Source organism: Sporomusaceae bacterium (genome assembly GCA_031460455.1).
GTDB lineage: Bacteria > Bacillota > Negativicutes > Sporomusales > UBA7701 > Anaeroselena.
The window spans coordinates 1-25065 of sequence record JAVKTQ010000003.1 but is presented as its reverse complement, the minus strand read 5'-3'; the positions used below and the strand labels follow the sequence as shown (position 1 = coordinate 25065).

16 protein-coding genes are annotated in these 25065 nt (G+C 48.0%); 6 read left to right on the top strand and 10 right to left on the bottom strand.

Annotated elements, in window-relative coordinates:
- Positions 1-2 precede the first annotated feature (2 nt).
- The 4 genes from RIN56_06875 to RIN56_06860 all read right to left on the bottom strand — a co-directional run bounded on the left by RIN56_06875 (position 3) and on the right by RIN56_06860 (position 7803).
- Positions 3-2576: a PAS domain S-box protein gene (locus RIN56_06875; GenBank protein ID MDR7866528.1), complete on the bottom strand. Its 2574-nt coding sequence runs from the start codon at positions 2574-2576 to the stop codon at positions 3-5.
- Positions 2577-4052: a diguanylate cyclase gene (locus RIN56_06870; protein ID MDR7866527.1), complete on the bottom strand. Its 1476-nt coding sequence runs from the start codon at positions 4050-4052 to the stop codon at positions 2577-2579.
- Positions 4053-4236: 184 nt separating this feature from the next.
- Positions 4237-5634 carry a sigma-54 dependent transcriptional regulator gene (locus RIN56_06865; GenBank protein ID MDR7866526.1) on the bottom strand — a complete coding sequence of 466 codons (1398 nt, stop codon included), beginning with the start codon at positions 5632-5634 and terminating at the stop codon, positions 4237-4239.
- Positions 5635-5781: 147 nt separating this feature from the next.
- Positions 5782-7803 (bottom strand): ATP-binding protein, encoded by a 2022-nt coding sequence (locus RIN56_06860; protein MDR7866525.1) that lies wholly within the window; start codon positions 7801-7803, stop codon positions 5782-5784.
- 982 nt (positions 7804-8785) lie between these two features.
- Between RIN56_06860 and RIN56_06855 the strand changes: the two genes are divergently transcribed.
- Positions 8786-9631, top strand: a complete 846-nt coding sequence (locus RIN56_06855) for a hypothetical protein (protein ID MDR7866524.1) — start codon at positions 8786-8788, stop codon at positions 9629-9631.
- Between the two features lie 334 nt (positions 9632-9965).
- On the opposite strand, the gene RIN56_06850 is transcribed toward RIN56_06855, so the two are convergent.
- Genes RIN56_06850 through RIN56_06840 form a run of 3 tightly spaced genes read right to left on the bottom strand, consistent with a single transcriptional unit; the run spans position 9966 to position 14411 of the window.
- Complete coding sequence (locus RIN56_06850) at positions 9966-11063, bottom strand: AAA family ATPase (protein ID MDR7866523.1); 1098 nt, start codon at positions 11061-11063, stop codon at positions 9966-9968.
- Positions 11064-11077: 14 nt separating this feature from the next.
- Complete coding sequence (locus RIN56_06845) at positions 11078-13654, bottom strand: TnsA endonuclease N-terminal domain-containing protein (protein MDR7866522.1); 2577 nt, start codon at positions 13652-13654, stop codon at positions 11078-11080.
- A complete protein-coding gene (locus RIN56_06840; GenBank protein ID MDR7866521.1) occupies positions 13644-14411 on the bottom strand; it encodes a hypothetical protein in 768 nt (255 codons plus the stop codon). Before RIN56_06840 ends, RIN56_06845 begins: the two co-directional genes overlap by 11 nt.
- 860 nt (positions 14412-15271) lie before the next feature.
- Between RIN56_06840 and RIN56_06835 the strand changes: the two genes are divergently transcribed.
- Positions 15272-15553, top strand: coding sequence for a helix-turn-helix transcriptional regulator (locus RIN56_06835; GenBank protein ID MDR7866520.1), 282 nt, complete (start codon positions 15272-15274; stop codon positions 15551-15553).
- Between the two features lie 96 nt (positions 15554-15649).
- Here RIN56_06835 and RIN56_06830 read toward each other — a convergent pair whose 3' ends face one another.
- Entirely contained in the window at positions 15650-16567 is a 918-nt protein-coding gene (locus tag RIN56_06830; protein MDR7866519.1) for a PD-(D/E)XK nuclease family protein, read from the bottom strand.
- Between the two features lie 598 nt (positions 16568-17165).
- On the opposite strand from RIN56_06830, the gene RIN56_06825 reads away from it, so the two are divergent.
- Complete coding sequence (locus tag RIN56_06825) at positions 17166-18299, top strand: nucleotidyltransferase (GenBank protein ID MDR7866518.1); 1134 nt, start codon at positions 17166-17168, stop codon at positions 18297-18299.
- Between the two features lie 76 nt (positions 18300-18375).
- Here RIN56_06825 and RIN56_06820 read toward each other — a convergent pair whose 3' ends face one another.
- Complete coding sequence (locus RIN56_06820) at positions 18376-18819, bottom strand: hypothetical protein (protein ID MDR7866517.1); 444 nt, start codon at positions 18817-18819, stop codon at positions 18376-18378.
- On the opposite strand from RIN56_06820, the gene RIN56_06815 reads away from it, so the two are divergent.
- The 3 genes from RIN56_06815 (at position 18800) to RIN56_06805 (ending at position 21790) form a co-directional block, all read left to right on the top strand.
- On the top strand, positions 18800-19762 hold the full coding sequence (locus tag RIN56_06815; protein ID MDR7866516.1) for a CBASS cGAMP-activated phospholipase: 963 nt from the start codon (positions 18800-18802) through the stop codon (positions 19760-19762). The genes RIN56_06820 and RIN56_06815 overlap by 20 nt on opposite strands.
- A 112-nt stretch (positions 19763-19874) precedes the next feature.
- Positions 19875-20966 carry a zinc dependent phospholipase C family protein gene (locus RIN56_06810; GenBank protein ID MDR7866515.1) on the top strand — a complete coding sequence of 364 codons (1092 nt, stop codon included), beginning with the start codon at positions 19875-19877 and terminating at the stop codon, positions 20964-20966.
- A gap of 41 nt (positions 20967-21007) precedes the next feature.
- Complete coding sequence (locus RIN56_06805) at positions 21008-21790, top strand: hypothetical protein (GenBank protein MDR7866514.1); 783 nt, start codon at positions 21008-21010, stop codon at positions 21788-21790.
- Positions 21791-22060: 270 nt separating this feature from the next.
- Here RIN56_06805 and RIN56_06800 read toward each other — a convergent pair whose 3' ends face one another.
- The gene (locus RIN56_06800) at positions 22061-23968 is read right to left on the bottom strand and encodes an AAA family ATPase (protein ID MDR7866513.1); all 1908 of its coding nucleotides are present in this window, start codon (positions 23966-23968) and stop codon (positions 22061-22063) included.
- Between the last annotated feature and the right edge of the window lie 1097 nt (positions 23969-25065).

Here is a 25065-nt window from a genome sequence, read left to right as displayed (position 1 = left end):
CATCACTTGATTGAGATACACAGGGCGGAGCAGTCGTCGCGTCTACCCTCCGACTGGGTCAGTCGGCGCAACCACGCGACGGACGCATCAAAATCTGTCAAATTCAGTTCATCCTGCGGTAGAAGCTTCTGAAATCCGTCGGTGATAAAAAAGAAGTTGTCTCCCGAACTGATGTGGATGGTATTCTCCTCATAGACCGCATCGTTTTCGATGCCTACCAGCGAACCTTCACACACTATTTGACCGGACACACTGTTTATCGAAGCTAAGAAATGGGTGATCCCTCCGGCCACATAAGTAAGCGTCCCGTTGTCAAGGTCGATCTCGAAACAAAACGCGGCGGCGAAGGAGTCATCGTTAAAATATCGCATCGCCTCTGCGTTCACCCAGCCCATTTTTTCCTTCAGGGATATATCACTTTCAAATGCCTGGGAAAAAAGAATCATTAGCGCTGAAGTCTTTAACGTGGTTGCCAGACCGTGTCCCATGATGTCGAATAAGAAGCCCGATAGTTTTTTCCCGTTACTTAACCACTTGTAGCCATATAAGTCCCCGCTGACGAGATGGACCGGCTCGAAGATGGTCTCGATGCAAACCCGGTCCATTGTAACAGGAGGCGGCAAAAAACTGTGCTGGACAGCGGCGGCCAGGCGGAAATCATTGTGTAGCGCCTCTTGCCGGCGGCGGTTTTCCGTTACGTCACGGACATTGATCATGACAACATGCCGGGCGTCGACGAGCACCATGGATGCGCTGATTTCGACGAAAAGCAATCTATTGTCTTTGGTTCGAAATTGACGGAGACCGGTAACTGTTTGATTTTCATCGAGCTTTTGCCGGCATTCCGCCAAAGCATCGGCTTCTTTCGATACACTGATATCCCCGAGAGTAAGCTCCACAATCTCCGCCGAACTGTAGCCGAGCATCGCCATAAAACGGCTGTTGGCCTCCTCGACCTTCCCGGTATTGGGGTCAAAGGTAAAAATGCCGTCGGAGGATTGTTCGAGCAACGACCGGTATCTATTCTCGCTTTGCCGCAGCCGCTGTTCAGCCAGCCGGCGCTCGGTTATATCTTCTTTTACGGCGACGAAGCGGGTGATAACCCCTTCCCGGTTGCGGAACGCCGAGATGCTCGCCGACTCCCAATACAGTTCACCGTTCTTTTTTTTGTTTTTGAATTCTCCGTACCAGGCCTTTCCGGCGAGAATTGTGTCCCAAAGCCGCTTGTAATGTTCCTGCGTATGATACCCTGAATTCAGAACCCGGACATTCCGGCCGATAGCCTCCTCTGCCGTATATCCCGTGGTTTCGCTAAACTTGGGGTTGACGAAAACAATGTCCCCTTGGATGTCGGTTATAACAACCATGCTGGCGCTTTGTTTAATGGCATGGTACAGCATGCGGCTTTCGCTAAGATTTTTGTTTTGCTCGGTTACGTCGCGGACCAGCACCAGCACCTCTTGCTCACCGCTGGAAAACAGTCTGGCTTCGCGGTCACATCTGACGCCGTCGGCATTTATCCGGTATTCGAGCATTTTTACCGAATCGTCCGTCAGTGCCTCCCGCGCCTTCGCTACATAGCTATCAGCGATATCGTCCGGAAGAATGTCGTAGATATTCTTACTTTCGTCGCCGGGAAAGATCTGGGCGGCGAACTGCTTTGTCGGCATGATCTCGACGATGGTGCCATCCGCCAGCATACGAAAGAGGAAATCCGGCAGGGAATTGACAACAGCGCGGTACTTTCTCTCGCTGGTTTTTAACGCAGTTTCCGCCTTTTCGCGCCCCGATAATTCGTTTTTAAGATTACTGTTTGCGGCGCATAAATCATGGAACATTGTTTGATAAGGCGCTTGCAACGTTGCCTCGATCAGCGCCTTATACATGAAATAGAACGACAGGTAATTAAGCACATGCGCGACCATGAAGGCATTTGATTCGACGGTTGTATTTACTTGTATCAGTTCACAGCCGATGGCCGTTAGCAGCGCCAGAAACATAAACCGGTATACCACGCCGGCAATTCGCTCCCGGTTTTTATTGAGCAAATAGAACGCGCCGCCTAATAACACGACGTTTAGACCGGCGACTTCGAGGATCATCCTTTGATCCGCGTTCCTGATAAATATAGCCAATACCGCCAATATGAGGGTATATGCCAGCAATATCGCCGTCGATTTTATGTTGCGTCTCAGGAAGTAAAACGAGGCAAGCAACGAGATGCTCTCGATCAAGCGTGCCGCAAGCCATAATGGCTGCTGACTCAAGGACTCCAGCCACAATTTATGCTCGACAAATCCATAGCCGGCCAGCGCGTGCAATAGATTCAGAAGTCCCACGGAGCCGAAGGCCAATCCCAAAAATACAAAGAAGTGGTTGCGGGAAATCCGGTAGGTATTCAGGGCAATTATGAACATACCAAAACTGACGCCTGTCGTCAGCACTTCGACTGCGATATGAAAAAGATAATGTTCCTGATAATAATGAAAAACTACTACCAGAACGGCAATCAACAATAAGGGAAAGATACCGAAGCCGATAATCTTGCCATCCTTCCAGATCTTATTAGTTTCCACTTATATAACACTGCTTTCCGGCGTAGAGTATGCTTCTGATTCGATCAATTGGTTAAATATCGCTACCAGGGAGGGATCGAACTGGGTTCCGGCGCATGACTTAAGCTCGGTTAGCGCGTCTTCCATAGACATGGCTTTACGATACGGTCTATCGCTGGTCATGGCGTCGTATGCATCCGCTATCGCGAGCATTCTGGCTTCCAGGGGTATCTCGGTTCCCGTCAGGCCAAGCGGATAACCGTTGCCGTCCCAGCGTTCATGATGCTTGAGAATAAAATCTGACAGCGGACAGAGCTCCACGGACGCTTTGGCGATACGGTAGCCAATCTCGCTATGGCGTTTTACTTCCTGATACTCCTCGGCTGTCAGCTTTCCGGGCTTAAACAGTATCCGGTCCGGAATCCCCACCTTGCCGATATCATGGAATTTAGCGAGCAGTCGTAGTGTCGATATTCTATTGTGCTGCAGCCCATGGCGCTTACCGAACCGCACAAGCAGTTCCTCGATTCTGGCAACGTGCGCCTCGGTTATAAGGTCGCGGGCTTTGAGCAGCCGCATTACGATCTCCACAATAGCGCTGCGTGTGCTTTGGCTGCTGTGGAACTTTTCGCGGTACATGTTATTATCGGCTTCCCGCAGCACTTCGTTGAGGTCGCCCCGTTGCCCACTGCTGAGCGCGTACCCAATCGAGAGCGTAAGCGGTAGCGACCGGTCCGACGCAAAACACTTTTCGATCTCGTTTCGTATTCTTTGGCAGGCCTTGTCCAAAATTTGCTCATTGCAGCCCGGCAATATAATAGCAAACTCGTCCCCGCCCATCCGGGCTATTATGTCTTCTTCCCGGAAACATTTCGTAAGTATCCCGGCCAGTATCTTCAGATGCATATCCCCGGTAATATGTCCCAAAGAATCGTTGACCAGTTTTAGGCCGTCGACATCGCAGGCTATGATCCCGATGGCGGAGTGATCACCGTCTTCAAGCCGTTGCAATTCGCCTTCAAAAAACCGCCGGTTGTATAATCCGGTCAAAGAATCCTTTATCGACATTTCTCTTAAGCGACTTTCAGCCTCATGGCTTTCCGTCACATCCCGGACAAGAATCAAAACTTCCTGACGGCTTTTCGCTGCTAGGACCCGCACTGCGCGAAACCTTTTTTCTCCGCTGACAAGAACTTCGTAAGTGAACGACCGCGATTTACCTTCGTCCAAGGCCTTGTGAACATTACAAAGATACTTTTGGGCTAGGTTCTTGGGAAGAAACTCGCACAAATTTCCAAAGCAGTCCTTGCTATTGTCAAAAAGCGTAACAAACCCATCGGGAACATGGAGGTCCAGTATTTTGCCGCTGTTATCCACCCTCAGCACCATATCCGGCAACGCGCCGAGTATAGCGGCATACCTTTCCTGGATTTCGCGGTAAGCTATCTGCACCTGCCTGCACTCGGACACATCGCAGCTTATTTTCGTCATTTTCATAAACACCTCTTCCAACGCGGGGCTACTATCGGCTTGATACCGGCAGTATCGTTGCATAAATCGTGCCAATCGCCACGAAGCCTTGCTGCCAAAGGTCTTCTGTGCGGATAATTCGCTAGCAAAAAAAAAGAAAGGCAATTGTGCCATTTCCGCACAGCTACCTTTGTATTGCCTGAAAACCGCTTTATTTCGCCGCCTTCTCCAGCAGGCGGTATATCGAGCGGCGGGAGATCCCCAGATACTTGGCTGTCGCCGTCTTATTGCCGTTGTTTTTGCGCAGCGCGTCCAATACTATTTGGTCGACGTGTCTGTCTAATAACGACCCCTTTTTCTCCAGGTATTCAGGCAATGCCCCCACCGGTCCCGAGATAATATCAGTCACGAAATTGGCGTTCTCCAGGTGGTCCGGTTTAAGCTCCTCACCATCATGCATGAACACCGCCCATTCGATCGTGTTCCTTAGTTCGCGGACATTTCCAAACCATTGATGGCCCAAAATGGCCCGGGAAGCTTCCTCGCTTATCCTTTTAAAGCCCTTATTTCTTTGCCTGGTAAACTGGTTCAGGAAAAACATCGCGAGCGGCATAATTTCTTCTTTCCGCTCCCGCAGTGGCGGAATGAAGATGTATCCTATCCGGAGGCGGTAATAAAGATCCTGACGAAACTTTCCTTCGGCCACCGCCTCCGTCAGGTTTACGTTGGTGGCACAGACCATCCTGGCATCTGTGCGCACTTTAGAAAGACCGCCAACTCGGTAATACTCCCGTTCCTGGACGACCCGCAGCAGTTTAGCCTGCAGTTCCAGGGGAATCTCACCCACTTCGTCCAAAAAGATCGTTCCGCCCTGTGCGGCGTCGAACTTGCCATGCTGGTCCTTATTCATCCCGCCGGTAAAAGACCCAGCCTTATACCCGAACAACTCACTTTCAAACAGACTTGGCTGGAGCGCCGCACAGTTGATATCGATAAACGGCTGATTGGTTGGCTTGCCGCCGTCATGGATAAGCCGGGCTATCAGCTCTTTACCCGTTCCGGTTTCTCCCTCAATCAATACCGGTATTGACCGGTCCGTATGGTATTTTATCGCCGCATTTACGACCCGACGCATCTGGTTGGAAAAAACGTTGATTGTATTGGTATTTCCCCAGCTTGTTCTCTTGGCCTTGCGCATTTTTTCATCCGGTTGTGCGTTCAAGCACGAGTCTCCACGCTTCGTGGGCGATATCTGCTCTTCGATTCTATTTATGACCGCCGCAAGCTCATCGACATTGACAGGTTTGAGCAGGTAATCGTATGCTCCCATGCGCAGGGCTTCGATTGCCGATTCCATGGAACCGTGCCCAGTGAAGAACACTACATTCGTCGCCAGGGAAAGCTGCGAAACGGCACGTAGCAAATCGATCCCCGACATATTCGGCATCTTGATATCCGACAGCACCACAGGGAAATCACATTTATCGCATAGCCTGATTAACGCCTCGCCGGCGCTCCCGCACTCGTCGACATGGTGACCCAATACCTTGAGAAACCGGCTTACGCTTGTCCGGCTGTCAACATCATCGTCAACCAAAAGAACTTTCACTTTTCTATCTCTCTCTTTCCCCACTACACTGATACAAAGTTATTAGCATTAAGCGTGCCATTCACTCCGCACGCTGTCCCTCGACATAGAAAACGCAAGAAGTGTGACAATACGACGCAATTAGTGCTAATTTGACACACCGACCTCCTAACCCGCAATTCCTGATTCTGGTGGAAAGATGATCCGGAAAATTGCCCCCCCGGAAGAATTATTGTAAGCATATATATGGCCGTTATAAGCGCTTACGATATTATGCACTATCGCCAGGCCCAATCCCATATTCGTCTCTTTGGGATGTCGCGAAGAAAACGGCTCGAAAATTCTCATCAGTTCTTCTTCGCTTATGCCTGTACCGTTGTCGAGAACCTCTAGGACGATGCCCCCTCTAGCCACGGCCTTAATCTCAATGACCTTTTCACGACCGGTTACATCCACAAGTGATTGCGCGGCGTTCTGCAGAAGATTTACGATTACCTGCTCAAAGTGCAAAGTGTTTCCCCGCACTGCAGGAAGATTATCCTCTATATTCGCCCTGAGGGTAACTCCCTCGAATAGCGGCTGATTGGCAACTATATCGATCGCCCGTTCGGCCACGGCGTGTAGAAGAACGGGCTCGTGACTGGAATAATCATGCTTGACCAGCGCCCTGATACTTTTTATTATCGAGTCGATACGGTCTGCCTGCCTCGCTATCGACTCGAACTCTCTTAGCATACCCGCCTTAGAGTGTCTAATCTTTTCTCTGGCCGCATATACTGCCCCGGCTGCTGATACCTTTATCGAGTTAAGCGGCTGGTTAATCTCGTGAGCAATACTGGTGGCCATAACTCCCAGTGAGGCCATCGTCTGCGCCTGCTCTACCAGTCTGTGAGCTTCGAGGTTTTCCTGCTCCGCAACCCTCTTTCTGGTGATATCCCGCACCAACACTATCGCTTCTTCATCGTTGTAAGCGACGATTCTTGCCTCACGGAATTGCTTATTCTCTCCCGTATTGATTTTAAACTCAAAGACCTGTACGACTCCAGTCGTTAGTGCCGCCTTAATGTGGCCCAGATAAAGTTCGGCCAGTTCCGCAGGAAAAAGCTCGTACAAACTTTTGCCAACCTGCTCTGCAAAAGGGCGAAATGGCTCAAATGTGCCTCCCTGCGCAGAGGTTATTATGCCTTCGCGATTCATTCGGAATTTCAGATCGGGAATTGCGTTTAGCAGCGCCTCCCTTTCCTTCTCCCGCATGCATATATCTTCGAAGAAGCGCTTGCGCTCGACCGAATTGACTATTAATTCGGAGACTGTTTTCAACCAGGAGATTGCATCGCAATCCCATTCGATCTCGTTGTAAATCATGCCTAACCCCAGATAACCCATGATATTTCCTGCAACCGTTATCCGAATTAGCAGCACCGATTTGAGACCGAAGTACTCCATAAACTGTCTTTCGCTTCGAGCTTCCGGCGGCAGTTCACCCACCGATGAGATCGCCAGGTAGTCGTATTCCCAGAGTTTCTCTACTCCCCAACTATACTGTTCACGATCTAAGCTTTGAAAATTTGTATAACGATCATCATATTCCTTAGCCCAAAAGTGTGTTATTTCGCTCCTGAAACCCTCATCTTTGTCCAGTATGACGAAACAACGATCGGCTCCAGCGAACTCACCGACATCTCGCAGGACTTCTTGGATTCTGCCTTCCACATCTTTAATGGGGCAAACCAGTTTTTTCGATATTGCGGCAACTATCTGCTCGTTTTTTAGTCTCAACCTTAGAAGTTCTTCCGCTTTCTTGCGCCGGCTTATATCGCGCGCAACCAATATCACAAGCCGCTGTCCGTCCAAATCAATAATATTGGCGTTGAGTTCCACAGGAATCGCACGCCCTGTTTTTGTTAGGAGCACTGTTTCAATCACCGTTTCTGTGTCAGTACCCTTTCTAAGAATCAAAGATATGTCGCGTTTCGATACCTCTGCGCATATATCTGTCGGATTCATTTGGAGAAGGTCCTCTCTGGAGAATTCTAGCTGCTTGCAGGCTGCTTCGTTGACATCAACAAAAGCATCCACTCTTTCGATTGGATGCAGCAGAAACACAAAAACAGCATCGGTTATACTGTTGAGAAGAAACCGATAATACTTCTCTCCGTTTGCTAACTGGTACGCCGCTTGGCCCTGCAAAGTAGCACATCTCCTCCTGAAAGAAATTAGAACGCCTATCATCTTACATTAAAGGCATCCACACATTACCTTGGAATTTAACTGCTTCTAGCACTGTCGTATAGGGTAATTTTATAAATAGGGATAATCAATAGTTTGACGATTTCGAGTCAAAACCTTTGGAATATCTTGGGACATTCCCTACTGATAGATATGAATCGTGTCGCCGACTATTGCCTACTACGATGGTATCTTTGCCGACGACTCCTCAGGCCATTCTATGTATTCCACCAGCCTCGCTCAAGTAGCTCCTAAAACTCCGACTGTTTACAGTAAGTTGATGCTGGTTCTCCGGAGCAAGGCGACGCATCTTATCTTACCCGCCTGCTTAATAAACGCCAGCTTCTGGCCACTCATTGAGCCGCCGTGGGGGATCATGAGATTCAGCAACAGCCGCACAAGTGTACCATTGCCTGTATTTTCTACCATGCCAAATTCAAACAATATATACTAAATTGTTTAATAAACACGCGGCGCGCATCACATTTGCCTGCCTATTCATGGCCAAAATATCCATTTTACGGTATGGTATTCGACAGAAGATGGTATCTTTTGTTTAGCTATATATTGGACTGTATGCAGGAGTGCCCCTTACAACCGCAAAACCACCGTCCCGGGACGGTGGTTTTGCGGAAACCCTATAAAATTTCGCAGATCCAAGCACTATATATATGTCAAAGGGGTTGGCCAGCTTTATTCTCAATAAAGGCCCGACTTCCTTCACACTCAACTGAAGGAACAACATAATGGCCAAAGCAGTTTGCACCATTTCGGTGTCCGCTTTGGCCATTATCGTGTCTTAGTCACATCGTGGTCATTTTTAGTGGGATTTGCATGGTGGAGTCGAGGCGTGACCTTGCAAATCCAATAATTTTGCAGCTACAATGCATTGACACCTCCCATGAATCTTGTTAATCTAGCACATATAGGAGGATGCCATAAAATGACAATTGTTGCAACTTGGTTAAACAGAGAATCTGGGGTACCAAGATTATGGTCAGTCAGTGACAGCCGACTTTCCTTGCCCAGCTCCGTATTTGATTTCGGTGCAAAGTTATTCTCCATTCGCCTATCATGCTTAGAAGCAGGCCCCGACGGTTTTATCAACAAGGTGCATTTTACGAACACAATTGGGTTTTCTTTTGCTGGCAGTTCTTTACTGGGATTAAATCTCCATGCATTGCTTAGTCATTTTCTAGGAAATCTAACCTCTCCTACGCAGCAACGAGAAATCCCTTCCATGGAAGACGTTGCGAACTTTGCAAAGAACCTTCTTGAACATTTAATTCAAGAACACCAAATGACAATGGTGCAAGGGACTCCTCCCGTATGCGAAGTCGCAATCAGCGGTTATTGTATAAAAAAAAGCGAATTCCAGGTTTTCCATCTTTCTCCTGTCCCCGGAATCGGTCCGATACAAGTTAACGTTTCCAAAATTGATTTTTCAGATGAGCAGACCGTTCACCTACTGGGAGATCACAAGTCTGAAATTGCTAAGCTTATCGAAGATGCTCGGCTTATCCTCCCCGAAAAGAATATAAAGTGGTGGAGAGCTCCGCAAAATGTGATTGAAAGAGTAATCAGAGATAAGACATTCTCAACAATTGGAGGCGATTTACAACTAGGGTTCACCACGCATTTTGGTTTTCAACTTGTATCTTTGTGCCGCCCAATAGAGGAAGGGAAACCATCTGCGACATTTTTCCACCAGAACATCGACGTTGGCTCGCCCAAATTTAACGCTATAGGACCTTGCATGCTTAATATTATGGCAATGGCCCCACTTTAACCCATATTTTCCCATTCGCAATGAAGATACAAGGGATCACTTCTTTTGTATCAATAATCCAGTCTTACCCATATTTCCGGTTTTAGCTGGTGGAGGTACCCGTGACCTACCAAAACAGCAAACAACAAAAAACCCGCGTACTACGCTGTCCATTTAAGCATAAAATGTCGTTCTATTAAAGGATATCTTGGCGCGATTTGGTGTATGACCCGCTTTTCCAAGCCCTCGTAAAGCCTAATACTAAAGCATAATGTGGCGGAGATTTATTATTAAAGCAAATAATGGCGGAGAATAACTTTAATGTACAAAAAAAGAGGCTGCGAAGCAGCCTTTTTTAGGACATTCCACCACATGCTCGTCTTTGAGGTTTGCACTCGCCGACCCTTCTCTTCTTTATTGGGAGCATACGTTGAGGCGCCGGAATATCTGCGGCGGGTAATTTTGATGTAAGCAACATCTCCCGCAACTCGCGATTCATTTCTGGAGTCTCCTTTATAGCATTTTCACTATATATTGTCTCCCTAGCTATTGCATGTGCAGTTTCGAGACTCGGGGCTCTATTAATAAACAATTCCTTCGTCAGTTCCTTATGCCCTTGATTTAATGCAAAGGAGACTGCGTTATCCAGCCAACTCTTTAAAGTTCCCGTACAACCGAATGTCCTTAGAAATATTAACTCGACCTCTGATAGCAAATCAGGCTTATTCTCAAAAGGCATTGCTTGCACAAAAGTATTAATCAGGCTGCAAAACGTTTTCATGTCTTCTTGGTCGTTCGGATTATAACGTGGAAAGTGTACTTCACGACAACGTCTACCAAGCTGACCATTTAAATTACGCATTGCCAAGAGGTCATAAGTTCCAAACAGTATAATGGGTACTTCGGCACAATTTGCCAACGACTTCAAGATATCGAGCTGCTTCCTGAGAACCCACGAGCTTCGGACAGAACACCAATGTTGTGCTTCGTCAATAAGAATAGCCTTAGGTCGTCGAAATTTAATTGCGTTTTCAAGGGTACGACGTAACTGCGTTTCCCCTCGACGTTCAGTAATCGTCGCGAACGAGGTCTGCGGGAAGAGGGAGCCCTGAGGTCGCAAAACCGGGTCCTTTAAGTCGGCTAACAGTCGATGATAAAAGTCGGCCCAGTCGATTCCATTTCCTTGGCTCGGGCTGATTACTTCTGTTCTAGCAACCGCAATATGCCCTGAAGAACCCGTATCTGCTGACATTTCCTGGTTTAGAGTTTCTGCAACCAACTTTAGCAGCGTTGTCTTTCCGACACCAGTGGGTCCATATACTAACACAATTGGGCTTCCTACCTGCTCCTTGACGATACTGATTATCTCCTCGTGAAGTCCTTTGATTTTGGGGTGCTTTGCGATATACTTGAAGAACTTGTCCTTCGCTTCTAATGCCGGAATATCCATCATTTTTCACTCTCCTGTTAAAATTGTTCATATACTTGAAGCTCGCCTTTAGCGACGTCCCAGATACAGTCAACAGTATCGACGGCAGCGCTATCAGTTTCTTCATCATAATTATTTACAAGCACTTCAGCCTCACCTTGCTCTCTTTGCTCCTCCTCTTTTTGGTGAGATTTGGCCAAGTGCGTGCTAATCGATTTGCCATTGGGGGTTATGCCTTTGCTAATCAGTTCCTCCGTGGCGGCCTTTACATCCCAGTAGTCGTAGTTCTCAAAGTTATAGTACGGGCTCCTAAGTTCGACCACCTTTCCGTTAATACGGGCGTAAGCTACCCCAGCATTGAAGGGGTCATAATATGCTTCGACCTTTTCCCCATGTAGCCGCCCAAACGAATTGTGCCAGTATGGTAAACGGTTGATAAGAACGCCTCTTGTACTGTTTACTGTCACCGTCCCCGTACGAACCGGCATCATGCTATTTAAATAGAAGTCATCAAAACGGATAATTTTTTGGTCCCGCCTCCCATGGTTCCTTGCGGACATCTCTCGCGCTTGGCGCGGGCTCATACCTAACGTCGAGTGCTCATTCGTGTCATATGCTTCATATGCCCATTCCATTATCGCCTCATTGAAGTCTTTAAGAGTCCAGACAGCAAGGTTCTTGGGGTTTATGGACTTCGTAACCAGTCGGACTTGCTTCATTATTTTTGTATTGCCTATTAAGTTGTGTACGAACTGGGTATTGGCTGTTCCGAATAACCGTTCGCAAACTGAACCCCACCTGGGTTGCGCGGGCGGACGAACCTTCTTCTCAACGTCGTATCGCGCGAGCAAACATTCGGTGTAGTTGCTGTGAAACTCTTTGCCTCCATCGGTCACGAGCACCTGTGGCAATCGGTTCCAGCGACGAACGCATTCCCTGAGCACCATCATCACAGATACTCTTGATGGCGGCGCAAACGTAATGTAAACCGCGAGAAGTGTTCGTGTGTAGGCGCACATAAGAAACGTCGCCCAAGGTTTCTTTTTTATCCCTGTTTCAGGGTTTTCTAGCTCGATGTCTAACTCGGTATGGTCAACATGGCATATGTGCATGAAAAAGCTTCCATGTCTCGGGACGCTTGGCCCTAGGAACCAAATGAACGGCTTATGTTTATATGCGGCCCTTTTCCCAAATCGTTTTTTGACTTGCTCGTATATGGGCCTAGCGATTACACGAGCGCAAAAAGTAGGAAAGCTTGGCGGCTTAATATTCCTTCGCGCGAACTCCTCTTTCAATAAACCGTAAACTGCAGAAGGCCCCATACCTCTTTTGCTTTCGTATTGATTAACAATAAAATCATTTACCGCGTCGTTAACTTCGGCCGGCAATTTGCATGAGCGATTTCCCCGACGTTCCTCTGAAGGTATTAGCCCTAAAAGCCCTGAACCCAAGGTTCGCTTGGCATCGTTATATGCGTGCGCCCATCGCTGGAGTGTTCGAAGGCTTGTCACATGCGCTGGAACTTCACCAGTCTTGAGATACCGCTCCACAAAACTCAGCCGTTCTAAAGCCTTTTTCAGCATGCTTTCGCTGGCATTCTGCAGTGTTTTACCCCCAACTACTCTCGTCGAGGGCCCGGGTACTATAAGCCTTCCGTTGACCAGCTTTTCTAGGTCAGGATAGGCAAGAAAACCTACTTGCCCTTTTTCAGACTTCAGCGTAATGCCCGTACCACCAGCATTAACGATTTCCCATGACACGCCGTCCCAAAATATCGTCTCCCCTTCTATTGGGGTAATGAAAGGTGGTTGCCTCTGCTGTTCTTGGGGGGTATCTGTTATTTCGGCTATAGACTCTTTCGAAAACACCGGAACTCGTTGTAGGTCACGCAAGGAATATGTCTCAAGGTCCACATATATTTCTCGCGCGACAATCATATTATTGATGTCGTCAACTGCCTCCGGGAAACTCCGCTTAACATTAAGCAGGCTTATGCCCTCATTTTGTTCTACGTAAGTTTTTATGAGTGTCCGCTGCTTTAAATCAACAGACTCTGGGACTCCCATATAGTTGCGCAGATAGTCATAGTTATCTGTGAGGGTAACATTTATTTCCGAGTCTACCCTTATTCTATAATACAGGCCATACTGCTCCGCGTACTTTTCCGCTGGGCGCGACCGCCATGTACCGTCAGTTTCTCTTTCGTATCTGTTAGGTTGTATCTTGGCTAGTTCCTGGAGTTTAGCCTCAGGCTTAACTTCTTCCCACCCTGCACATTGGGTCCTTATCACAAAGTAATCAGGCGTGTGCTGCGCTGTGACATTACGCCCGCTGGGTGTCTTATAACTAACCTGAATCGGTCCCGGTTGGTCATAAAACTCTAAGACGTCCGAATCGTGCTCATACTCTAGCAAAAAACTTCGCTCAACGGTGTGGCTTTCGTATTGAATGGTTACATTCATCTTTCGGCTTGGGTAAGCACCATGGACATTACCTTGACCCGAAACGCAGTTTCGGGACGGCGGCGACGAACGAATCTCGCTGACGCGCTTATCTGCAAAATCAGTGAATAGGTTCATCTGAACCCATTTTCTATATTCTTGGTCATCCATCATAGTGCATGTCCTCCTTAACTGCTTGGTTCCATACTTTGCGTAAAGCGCTTTCGCGGAGTACACCCGGCTTTTGAAGGCGTTTTTCCACCAAACGTCGCGTAGGATAAATTCCAGCACGACTTATTTCCGTTACAGCCTCCTTAACCAACTTAGAAAGGTGCTCTCTACGAGTATTCTTTCGCATTTCCCGGTTAGTGGCGAATCTCTTGGTAATTGCTTTTGCGAACTCGGGATATTTTTGGCGGACCATTTTCCGGTCCTTTCTTAATAACGTCGAAACCTGCTTTAACGATAGCGGCTCAGCCGTCTTTAATAAGTCACTGAAGAATCCACTTACACTGCCGCAGCTTACGCTCCTCATCGTCTTGTGTCTCGAGCAACCAAGCGTTTTGCCCGTGGCGTTAAAAAGTACTTGTGGCGTTGCTTCTGATATCACCATGCTCTTTAACAGTAAAGGAAGCGGCGGTAAATTATTTCCGTGCACCCATCCGGCTAGCGTACCCTTAGCCACTCCAATTAACCTTGCGAATGCGGCGTTATTCCCTTCGGTCTTGTGATTAATTGCCCACTCAAAGAATTGGGGGACTGATGGTTTCTCGTTACCGGTATGCTGAGAAAAGTGTTCGATAAGTTGAGTCGCCATTGTTGCGACAGTGACGTCTTGATTTGAAGCCAAAAGCTCAGTATCAGTGTCACCGAGCCAAGAACCGCACCTCGCGCAATATCCGGGGCGTGTTTTTCGTTCTAGTAGCAACATGCCCTGTCCACATTGAGGACACTGGTGAGTAAGCTGTGTTCTGTGTATCGGGCATGCCTCAACTACCTGCAATGCCCATATAAGCATGTCATAGATATCTCCGCCTCCTTGTTTTTGCTCCTCATAGCACCGGGCGCACCAAGCACGTTGCTTCCGAACAAGGTGTCGGCTAGGAACTATATTATATAAAGGAAGCATCGTTGTAGAAACTAGGTCGGTTCTTCCCGTTAGATGCATTAAAGCTCGGGAGAATTCGTTTGCTGCGCGTCCCGTGCCGACAATCATACACGAGTTCTCGTAAAACCGGGTCCCCCCGTTTTCGGCTATGTTGAGAAGGTACTGTTTGTTCATTAATGGCGCTAACTCTTTATCGACGATGTAGCCCGCCGTTACACAATGGCTTTCGGCTAACCGGGAGATGTAGCCTGACAGGCCTTCAATTAGTCCTGTCCCAATGCCCAATGGTACCAAATCAAACAACCGGCTCACAGCGCTGTTGTTATGCTCATCATCAAGGAAACATACCTCATCTTGCGTACATACAATCATATTGGTATAACCCCTAAAAACACCGAATGGGAAGGCGCCGTATTCTGACCGGCTTGCCTTCCCATTCGTGCTTGTTATTTTGTTTTATTGGTGCTTTTGGTTTCACGTACATCATCACCTTACAGGTTGATTATTCTTATACCATAATTATTAATTTCAATCTATGCCTAAAAAAGCTTCATGGGAAGATTGCGCCAGATATTGGCACATATCTTCCCATGTTGTTATTTTGATGGCTTTGACCAAAAGAACAATTAAACAGATAATTAAAAATATAATATAAAAGTTCTGACTTCTTGACAATAGGTTTCATGATAATCACCCTATTGATGAAACTTTTGGAAGGAATTTGCCAAATGTCTGTTCAAGAGATGTACAAGACCATAGGCCGAAACATAGCCGCCTGCAGAAAAGTAAGTAACCTTACCCAGCAACAACTAGCAGATAAAATCGGCATCAGTAAAAGCTACCTAAGTAAAATTGAGGCCCCTTATTCTGAACAGAATTATTCCCTTGCGGTGTTATTCCATATCGCCAAGGGGCTAGACGTAAAAATAGTCGACTTACTGCGCTCCCACGACAGCCTTCCGTAGTATTCTTCCGATTTATTAACGTTATTCATAACTCACAAAAAAGTTGACCGCTATGGGCGACCATAGCGGCTTTGATTTGCCGCTATTTTGCTTTCGTCATGGAACCATCTTTAAAAATGCTTTGCCCTTGTACTGGTCACAGACTTCGATGAAGTTACATCTATAGCAAATCTCGTCATTATTTTGGCCCGGAAAAGCGTCGGCGGACAGCGGAGTATTCTTTGCGCGATTTTTTAAAAAGCCTTTCATTTCGGCAATCGAAGTTCGCATAAACTCGGCCGTGTGGTCAATAAGGCGCGTCGTTACCGGAAAACGTTTTGCCTGATTGTGATTTAGATACTCAATGTAAGTTTCGACAGTGTCTTGCGGAACGGCAAACCTATTCATTACAGCCAAGGTATAGAGCGGCGGCTGGTACATGTCTACCGTGTCACCAGTCTTGAAATCTCGAATGACGTAAATCGGCGCCTTAATAGAGTCGAGCAAGTCGAGTTTGACGAATATTTTGGTGCCTTCGAACCTGAAATCAGTGAGTCTGTCGACTTCAAGTACCTGCCTGCTTTTTGAGGGGTCGATTTCCTTGAGCGTCTGTGAAGCAACCAAATTATTGACTAGCAATTTAATTTTTTCGCGAAAACCCTCTATTCGCCTAATAAGGCTCGCGTCCATGAAGTAATAGGCTTCTTGCAGCATAACCACTTTCTTACTGTTGAGCCTTGCCCAATTCGCCTTATCTCTGCAGGCTGACATCGTCTCATTCAACTTTTCCATAGCCAACAATAATAAAAGGTCCTCCTCGACCGAGCCCGTAGCCAGTTTGCACCAAATAGCGGTTTTCGCAACCGAATGAAGAACGCTTCCAACAAAACTCGGTAAAGTCTGCATTCCCTTTAGCAACGCTATATTAGGGTCATATTGGGAAGCGTAGTAATGATAATAGTAACCGCGGCGGCAACGATAGAACGTTTTGGCTCTTGAAAGGCTCCATGAGAATTCCGACATATAATCACCCATTTCTTCAAAATACCCCCATATTGTTACCGCTGAAAATAAGTTATATGCATGAAATTTAAATATTTTTTCGACTTACATCTTTTTATGTCGAAAGTAAGGTTATGCGTAAACAACTATCGGATAAAAATAAAAAATAAAAAACAGGGACAAAATCCCTGTTTTACTATGTTTAGAGAAGCGGTTCGCTACTGATAATGGACCATTAGGCCGAACATTATGCTAAATGTATCCCATATGGTTCATTATTAGTCGTTGCCGCCCCAAGTCTTTCAGCCCTACATATTGCTGTACTCGACAGGCAAAAACCACAATATTTTGTATAATCAGTCAAAAGGGGGTTGATTTTCTGAATTTATTGTCGTATCATTAACTTGGAAAAACGTTCATATTCGCTTTTTGTTGGTTTCTTGGGTTCCTCAAAGGATGACTCATCAGGACCCGTTGGCACGGACCGAGTGAAACCGGCTTTTACAAAGCTCACCGTAGGGATAAAAACCCTGGCGGACACGCGAAAGAGCGTATCCCTAGGGTTTTTTTGTCCTTTTCGTCAGGTTTATGGGCCATTTCCAAAATAATTTAAAGAAAGGAGGAAATCAGCATGTTCATCACCGATAGTCCAGACGCGATGCTTGACGACCTGCTCGCCCGCATCGGCCGGAAACTCGAAATCACGTCCGACCAGCGCGATTTCGCTAAGCGCGAATACGTGGAAGTCGGGAGATGGTTGGGTGACGACGATAGCCCCTTGACCCCATTCACACCCGTCATCTACGCTCAGGGGTCACTTGCCATAGACACCACTGTCAAGCCCTTAAAGCAGGACGAGTTCGACCTCGACCTCGTTTGCGAACTGGCCGGTGGCTGGAGAGGCCACGGCCCCGTCGAAACGCTCGACCTCATAGAGAAGCGACTCCAGCAAAACGGTGCCTATAAGCCCATGGTCAAACGCATGAACCGTTGCATCCGGCTTGACTACCCTCGCAATTTCCACATGGACATCCTTCCCGGGTACCCAGACAACGACAAGACTCCCGGGGCCCTCAAAGTTCCGGACCGGAAGCTCCTCACCTGGAAGGATAGCAACCCTAAAGGATTCGCGGCCTGGTTCGACGGTAAGAGCCGTCACCACGTCTTCCTCGAAAAGGCGGCGAAGGTCGAACCCTTCCCGGATTACGACCTGCCCCAGGACAAGCCCACCCTGAAGAAGATTGTGCAGCTTTTCAAGCGGCGCCGCGACATCGCTTTTTCTGACGACCCCGATAGAGCACCCATTAGCGTCGTGCTAACCACCCTAGCGGCCAACGCTTACTCCGGTCATTATTCCGTGAGCGAAGGCCTTGCGGAGACCTTGGCCGGTATTATGCACTCCATCCCGTCTGGTAGGCGGCTCGTTGTTCCTAACCCCACGAATCCAGCTGAGGATTTCAGCGAAAAGTGGGACAACGACCGGGCCCTATATGATTCGTTCCTAAAATGGCTCCGAAGTTTCATCAGGGAATGGAATGATATCCGCCTTGCGGCTCGCGACGGGGCAGGTCTTCCTCACATACAGAAGCTCCTCTCCGCAATGTTCGGCGAGGCAGTTTCAGTCCACGCCATCAGCGAGCAACAGGAATACATCCAGAAAATTAGGAATTCCGGTATGCTGGCCATCGACAGCTCCAGACGGGGACTCGTCCTTGCCGGCTCGGGAGGCCTTGATGTCAAGAAAAACACGTTTTACGGAGCCTAAGTTCGATAATCGGGAGCGATTTGACACCCAGAGGTTGCGTTACGGCATCATGCGGGGCGAACTCACCATCCCTCTCTCAAGGCAAGTCTCCACCATGAAAGAGAGCTTCCCTGGCTTCAACCATCAGTGGACCGGGAACACCGTCATATGGGAAGGGTTTATCAAACCAGCTCCCCTTAGCCAGAATTACAAGGTACAGGTGACTTATTGTCTCGAACGGCCGCCCAGAGTGCTCGTCCTCGAACCGAAGCTTCTCAGAAGGCCGGACGGTAAACGAATCCCCCACACTTACCATAGCGGCTATCTTTGCCTGTATTACCCCAAGTGGAGGGAGTTCACCCGTAATAATCTGATTTGCGACACCATCATCCCCTGGACATCCCTTTGGCTCTTCTGTTACGAGGGCTGGCTCGCCACAGGGGAGTGGCTGGGCGGCGGTATCCACCGCGAACCTGACGAAGAACCTTGAATCTTCCTCCCCGCACTTTAGGAGAGATATTATGAAAAAGATTCTTTCCATCGACGGCGGGGGCGTGAAAGGCACGCTCCCCGCATCCTTTCTTGCTCACGTCGAAGAGCACCTTGACGGTTCCGTCGCCGAATACTTCGACCTTATCGTCGGCACATCCACTGGCGGCATCATCGCCCTCGGTCTCGGACTCGGAATGACCGCTAAGGAAATCCTTGGTCTTTACGCAGAACTGGGCCCTAAGGTTTTCCGGCGCAATGGTGGTAAGCTGGCGCGCATCGCCAAGATGATATCAAAACCCATGTACGAAGATGTACCTCTCAAGGAAGCCCTGGAGCCGCATTTCGGCGGAAGAAGGCTTGGCGAAAGCAGGAACAGGCTTGTGATTCCCGCTTTCGATTTCGATTCCTGCGACGCCTACCTTTACAAGACCGCCCATCATAAACGCCTAATGAACGACTACAAGGCCCCGGCCATGGATGTAGCTCTCGCCACTTCCGCAGCCCCGATGTTCTTCCCGGCGCACCGGAACTGCCACTCGGTGCCCTTGGTCGACGGCGGCGTTTGGTGCAACAACCCTGTTCTCGTTGCCGCCATGGAAGGTGCAGACGTGCTCAGCTGGGACCCCAGCGAGATAAGAATCCTGAGCTTAGGCTGCTCTCAGGCCCCTCTTGACTGGTCCACTCCCGGAAAAACCCCAGAAGGCATGGCGGACTGGGTCAAATCGCTCCTGATTGTCGAGCTGTTTTACCAGGCCCAATCTGCCGCGGCAATGAACATGGCTACCTTACGACTTGGCGGTGACCAATCCAGGATTTACAGAATCAACCCGGTCGTGGCGCCGGACGCCTATAGCCTAGACGGCATCGACGGCATCGACTCCCTAAAAGGCAAGGGCTACGTCATAGCAAGAAAGGAGTTCCGCCATCTCAAGGACACATTCTTCTCGGCTAAGGCCGAACCGTTCACGCCGGAATATGTACTGTGCGGCTAACTGTCCGCAACCGACCATCTCCTCCCCCTTCCCAATCCGGTAACCCCGATTTCCTTTCCTAATTTGAAGAAGCTTGGAGAAATTTTTGGAGGTGTCTCGAATGTCGCAACCTGTGACCCATTACCTAGTATGCAAGGACGCCATCAAGCGCCTTGACCCTATCTTCTGGAGAGAGTATTCCAACTTCGTCGGTTTCGGTTCCTTCGGCCCCGACCTGTTCTACGTGAAGGACGTATTTATTTCCAAAGCTATCAAATCGTTCTCATACAAGAAGGTGTCCGACGAGATGCACTGGGACGGCACCCTCGACTGCTTCTGCGCGATGCTCGACTACATCAAGGCGAGTGCCGCACCCGCCGACGTCATCGGCAAGATGAAGGCGTTCGCCTACGGATTCTACGGGCACGTCGTAACCGACTGCGTCTTCCACCCCTTCGTCTACCGTAGTACTTGCGACCATTGGCGAAACCATCCCGAAGACGAGTACAAGGACCACAAAAATTTCGAAGGTATGGTCGACAGCTATATCTTCGCCACCAAGAAGAACGCCGACCCAGATTTCGCACTCGATGTAGCGGTCGGATGCGGAGCTGGCAACAACCACGATATGCTCGACCCCGATATCGCCGACCTTTACATGGCCGGAATCCGCGCCGCCTATTCCGGCAAGCTCGATTTCGAGGCCCTGTTCATGAAGAGAGAGTTTAGCGACGAGAAGCACCCCATCCACAAGGCTTACGAAGACTTCGCCAAACTTATTGGCGGGGACTTCTACGCCGTAGGAAAAATCCACTACAACTTCATGGCGCTCGAACCCGTAAAACCTTACGAAGAGTGGGAAGCTGCTCACATCGCCCGCATGAACGAGGCTCAGAAACCTTGGTTTCCAGCTCCCGGCAATGACCGACTCTTTTACTCCGCACTCGGCCTATACAACTATACCGTCAAGGCTGTTGAGACCGTCTTCTCAGCCGGCGAAGCCTACTTCGGACAAAACGAAGCATCTGCGAAGGAGTTCTTGTGTCAGCAAGCCTTCCCTTACTTCACCGAGAACTACAACCTCGACACAGGCCTTCCCGCCTCCCTCAACGGAGACGAGACTAATGCGTCTGCCGACAATGCGACAAGGTTCGGTTTCGGAGCCGAAATCCTCGACTCGTACTACCGCGGCTTAGCTACCACTCTTGCGGCAGCGGGCAAGTGACCTGAAGGAAGGTGATTTCCGTGGGAGACACAGCTAAACCGGTGATGAAGACCTATTTCGATGACAAGACCCTCGGATGGCTTTTGGTTGGAGCCCTCGCCGTGATGACATGGGCTGCGTGGAGTCTTCCGAAGGGTTGGAACCTCTTCGGCGTGACGGTGGCCTTGGTGTTCTTCCTGATGCTACATGGTCTCCACAGCAACGGCAAACCTTTAGGCATACTCATAGGTAATCGGAACATGATGAGCCTCTCCCGTTTCCAGGCCGTGCTATGGACTATCATCGTGCTTGCGGCTTACATCACCATTGTTTTCGTTCGCATCCGGGCCGGTTCCGAACTAGTGCCCGAACCGCTTGCAGTGGAAATCGACTGGCGGCTCTGGGCGCTAATGGGCATCAGTTACGCATCAAGTTATTTCAGCCCCCTCATTGTAAACAATAAGGCCGTCAAAGCAACCCCTTCCGACGAGGAAGTCGAAAGAATCGCCACAAAGTTCGACCTCAAAGCGGACGAGGTGAAGTCGGCTTCGAACGGAGTCGTTTACGCCAACCCAGACATCTCTCAGGCTGACCTGGCGGACATGTTTGAAGGAGACGAAATCGGCGACGCTGCGTACGTCGACATATCCAAAGTACAGATGTTCCTGTTCACAGTCGTTGCTGTCATTTCTTACGAAGCCCTTGTCATCAACACCATCATGACCGTCCCTCCGGATAAAATCGTTAGCTTCCCGGCTCTTTCCGAAGGATTCCTCGCAATCCTTGGCATAAGTCATGCTGGCTATCTCTCGAGTAAGACGGTCACAAGCACCAAGATACAGTAACTATTTTCACTAACAGGACCTTTCGCCAATGCCAGGGAAACGCAGGTCTTAAGACCCACACTTTCCCTGGCATTTTTGGCATACACATATATTCACTCAGGTTGCAGAATAGCTTAGCTACTATACAATTATAGCCAGAAATTGATGTGGTGTGATTTGTCATTAATACCGAACTTTGGCCGTTTGGGCATTATTTGAGTCCAAACGGCTATTGTCATATTTTGATTCCCAAAACTACGTTCATAACGTTTTGAAAAGCAACGATATTAACTATTTCGCAAAGGTCAAGATTTTTTCGCTTAGAGTCTCGAGGCTGGCCGGTTTAATACCATTTTCAAATAGCCAGGCTAGCCGTGCCCCGATGTGGTATGCATTTTTTTGAATGTCGCCGGCTTGTCCGCATACTCTACTCGCATACTCGTACGCCTTTTCCCATGCTTGATTTTCGACATCAGCTTTTACTACTGTACCCATATCGGTGCTCCAAACTGCATAGTTAGGTCCCCACATAGTTGTTGGAGGGAAAGGATTGGTCGCATCTGCACCAATTAGCCTTAACAACGCGACATTATCTTTTTTATGCTCTTCTGGATGTTTTGCTCCACTATCTCCGTCGAAAACGAGAAACACCGGTATATCTAGACCTCTTGCAATCGAAAGAGGCTGAATCATCATGCTTTTGCCATTGCACGGAACGATGTGACATCCGAGACGCCGATATTCGTCCCAGCGCCCGGTTATACTTAGCCAAGCACTGATGTAAGCGAAATCCTCTAAGCCTTCAACAAGAATTAATCGGTGGGTGAAGAACATTTCGTTAAGTGATGGCTGGAGAACTTGATGCACTTTTGCTAATGTGCCAGCCGGCTTTAAAGGTTTTTCACCCAAAGCAGCGGAAACGGTACTAGCAATCTGCTCAAAAGCCATATGTTTCACGACAGCATATTTTTCCGCTATGTGTCGGCGAACCATTCTAACTTTTTCAAAACCTGTTCCTGAGACAAAGTGGGGGCTGTGCGTAGTGATTATAACTTGCGCATTCTTTTGACTGAGAAGCTGCAGAACGGCGGATAAATGTCGTTCTTGTGGCGGGTGTTGATATAATTCTGGTTCTTCACATCCAATAATGAGCCTAGGGCCACTGTCTTCGCTACTAGCCAATTCCTGTAAAAGGGCTAAAAGGAATGACCGCTGGAGACCGTGACCGAATCGCGCGAGCTGACCTTCGAAATTACCCTCTCCGGCAAGGATTCCAGCAAAGGGTGCTTCAACTTTAATTGATTTTTGAGGGTCTTGTTGCCACTGAACTTTTAGATTCGCCTCCGGATGAGCCCACTCGCAAATTCTTTTTTGCAGCGATTGTGTTACTTCATCCAAAACGGACTGACTTCTATCGAGTAGACATTGGTATTGCTGCTGTGCTCCCTTTAAAATATCCTCAATGTCATCGGCAAAATTGACTTTGCTTCTTACTGCTCTGGCTAACAGTTTTCCCAGCGCACTGTTTTTCGATTCAATCTGTTCCTCAGATGCGTCTTTAACGGCCGGCACATAAACCCACTGCAAATGTTTTGCAAGACGATTAGTACCTTTACTCACTCCATAAAACTGGTCTTCGCTCGGAATAAGTTCGCATTGCTCCGGGCGTGCGGCTTCGTATTCACGAAGAGCGGTAATCATAGCCTCTTTAGTTCCGGCTGCTTTTAAGTCAGGCAGTTGTTTACACAACTCCGCATATATTGCTTTTAATTCAGGTACTTTAGCTCCATCGCCCTCAGCCTCAAAAAAATTTTTCAACTGAGGCATGCCCATACGTTGCCCAAACTGCTTAACTTCAGCACTCTCAGTTTTATCGTTATATGTCGCGACGGCTGATATTACAAGCTTCCCTTGCCTATAGTAGTCTGCAAAATCGGCTTGGGCCTCTTCATTAAGGCCTACAAAGGTCAAAATAATCTCAATTGGATTTGAGGTGTTAAGCAGATGGAAATCTTCTTTACTCAGCGTTATTAAATTTGTCGATGTACCTTGCGACTCTCGGAAAAAGATGTTTAATGCACACAGAACAGTCGATTTCCCCGCACCATTGGGGCCAACAAAACAGTTATAATCATCTAGCGATATTAATTGGTCCTTAAAAGCACGTAAGTTTTTAATATGGATTGATTCGATGTTCATGTACCCACCTCCAATCATCCTAAAACAACAACATTCGACTCTAAGTTTCAAATTCCTACCAATTGAGGTTCCTCAAGGCGACAAGTTGCTGGTATCGGCTATTGCTAACGGACACCAAGCATCCCAGCCCCGATACCGATAGCGGTGAGGGCGATGCCCGACATTGCTTCGTAATGAGGAAATGCCGTTTTTGTTATCGCAAGGAAAATCGTGATAATAACCCAAGTGAAAAGGGCCGCCCCAATAATTAGGCTTCCGAATACGCACTTGGCTGAACTATTATTCATGGATTCATACCCCCCATGATTAATCTTTGCTTATAGACTATCATAAAAAAAATTAAGACAGTCCACTAAAAGTCCACAAACCGTCCAAACGCCCGGTATTACTGAATCAAATTTTCTTTATTGCGATATAATACCCCCGGGGAGAAGGACTTCTGATATTTTCATGTTGGTAGTCTAGGCTACACTACTCCTTTGTAAATGAAGCCTTCGCCTCATGCCATTATGGAGGAATAATTCATTTATTTGTCAAATACTGTATAGTGCATCTGGAAATGAAGGGAGTTCCTTTAATGGCCCCGAAAGAAGCTGAACGTTGCGCGCTTTGTGGACGACGGTTACGACTTGACCGGAACAAGCTCGCGGTAGAGATGGGAAAAGCGCTTGAGGAAATTCGCGATATCAAGACCGTAATATGCGGGCCATGCACTAAGAGCGAAAAATATAGGTCAGATTTTTTCGAGAAAGTACCGCATATCTCTTTAAATATAGCTGCAGAATAGATAGGGGACTCTTTCGAGTTTTATGTTGTCGTCATCTGTACGAACAACTGCCACATGTCTGGAGCCCCTGAACATGAAAACGCCTCATTAGAGGCGTTTATTTTTATGAGATAGTGACAACAATAATCCTGAATTTGCATTAAGGAGAATGTATGGAAAGCGATATACAGTCATCTGCTACTGTCAGCGCCGACGATAAAATGTAGGAAAGTGGCGATATAAAATTGCATATTTGCGGCGGTCGAAAATGATCTGTGATACACTTTTCCCTGTCTTTGCTTAAGAGGCAGGAAGGGTGGAAAAATGGAAG

What these genes read in the sequence shown, in the direction of transcription:
- RIN56_06815 (MDR7866516.1), top strand. Translation starts at nt 18,800, where the DNA reads ATGAAAAAGATTCTTTCCATCGACGGCGGGGGCGTGAAAGGCACGCTC.
- RIN56_06825 (MDR7866518.1), top strand. Translation starts at nt 17,166, where the DNA reads ATGTTCATCACCGATAGTCCAGACGCGATGCTTGACGACCTGCTCGCC.
- RIN56_06820 (MDR7866517.1), bottom strand. Translation starts at nt 18,819, where the DNA reads ATGGAAAGAATCTTTTTCATAATATCTCTCCTAAAGTGCGGGGAGGAA.
- RIN56_06855 (MDR7866524.1), top strand. Translation starts at nt 8,786, where the DNA reads ATGACAATTGTTGCAACTTGGTTAAACAGAGAATCTGGGGTACCAAGA.
- RIN56_06835 (MDR7866520.1), top strand. Translation starts at nt 15,272, where the DNA reads ATGATAATCACCCTATTGATGAAACTTTTGGAAGGAATTTGCCAAATG.
- RIN56_06840 (MDR7866521.1), bottom strand. Translation starts at nt 14,411, where the DNA reads ATGTTGCTACTAGAACGAAAAACACGCCCCGGATATTGCGCGAGGTGC.
- RIN56_06800 (MDR7866513.1), bottom strand. Translation starts at nt 23,968, where the DNA reads ATGAACATCGAATCAATCCATATTAAAAACTTACGTGCTTTTAAGGAC.
- RIN56_06850 (MDR7866523.1), bottom strand. Translation starts at nt 11,063, where the DNA reads ATGATGGATATTCCGGCATTAGAAGCGAAGGACAAGTTCTTCAAGTAT.
- RIN56_06870 (MDR7866527.1), bottom strand. Translation starts at nt 4,052, where the DNA reads ATGAAAATGACGAAAATAAGCTGCGATGTGTCCGAGTGCAGGCAGGTG.
- RIN56_06830 (MDR7866519.1), bottom strand. Translation starts at nt 16,567, where the DNA reads ATGGGTGATTATATGTCGGAATTCTCATGGAGCCTTTCAAGAGCCAAA.
- RIN56_06845 (MDR7866522.1), bottom strand. Translation starts at nt 13,654, where the DNA reads ATGATGGATGACCAAGAATATAGAAAATGGGTTCAGATGAACCTATTC.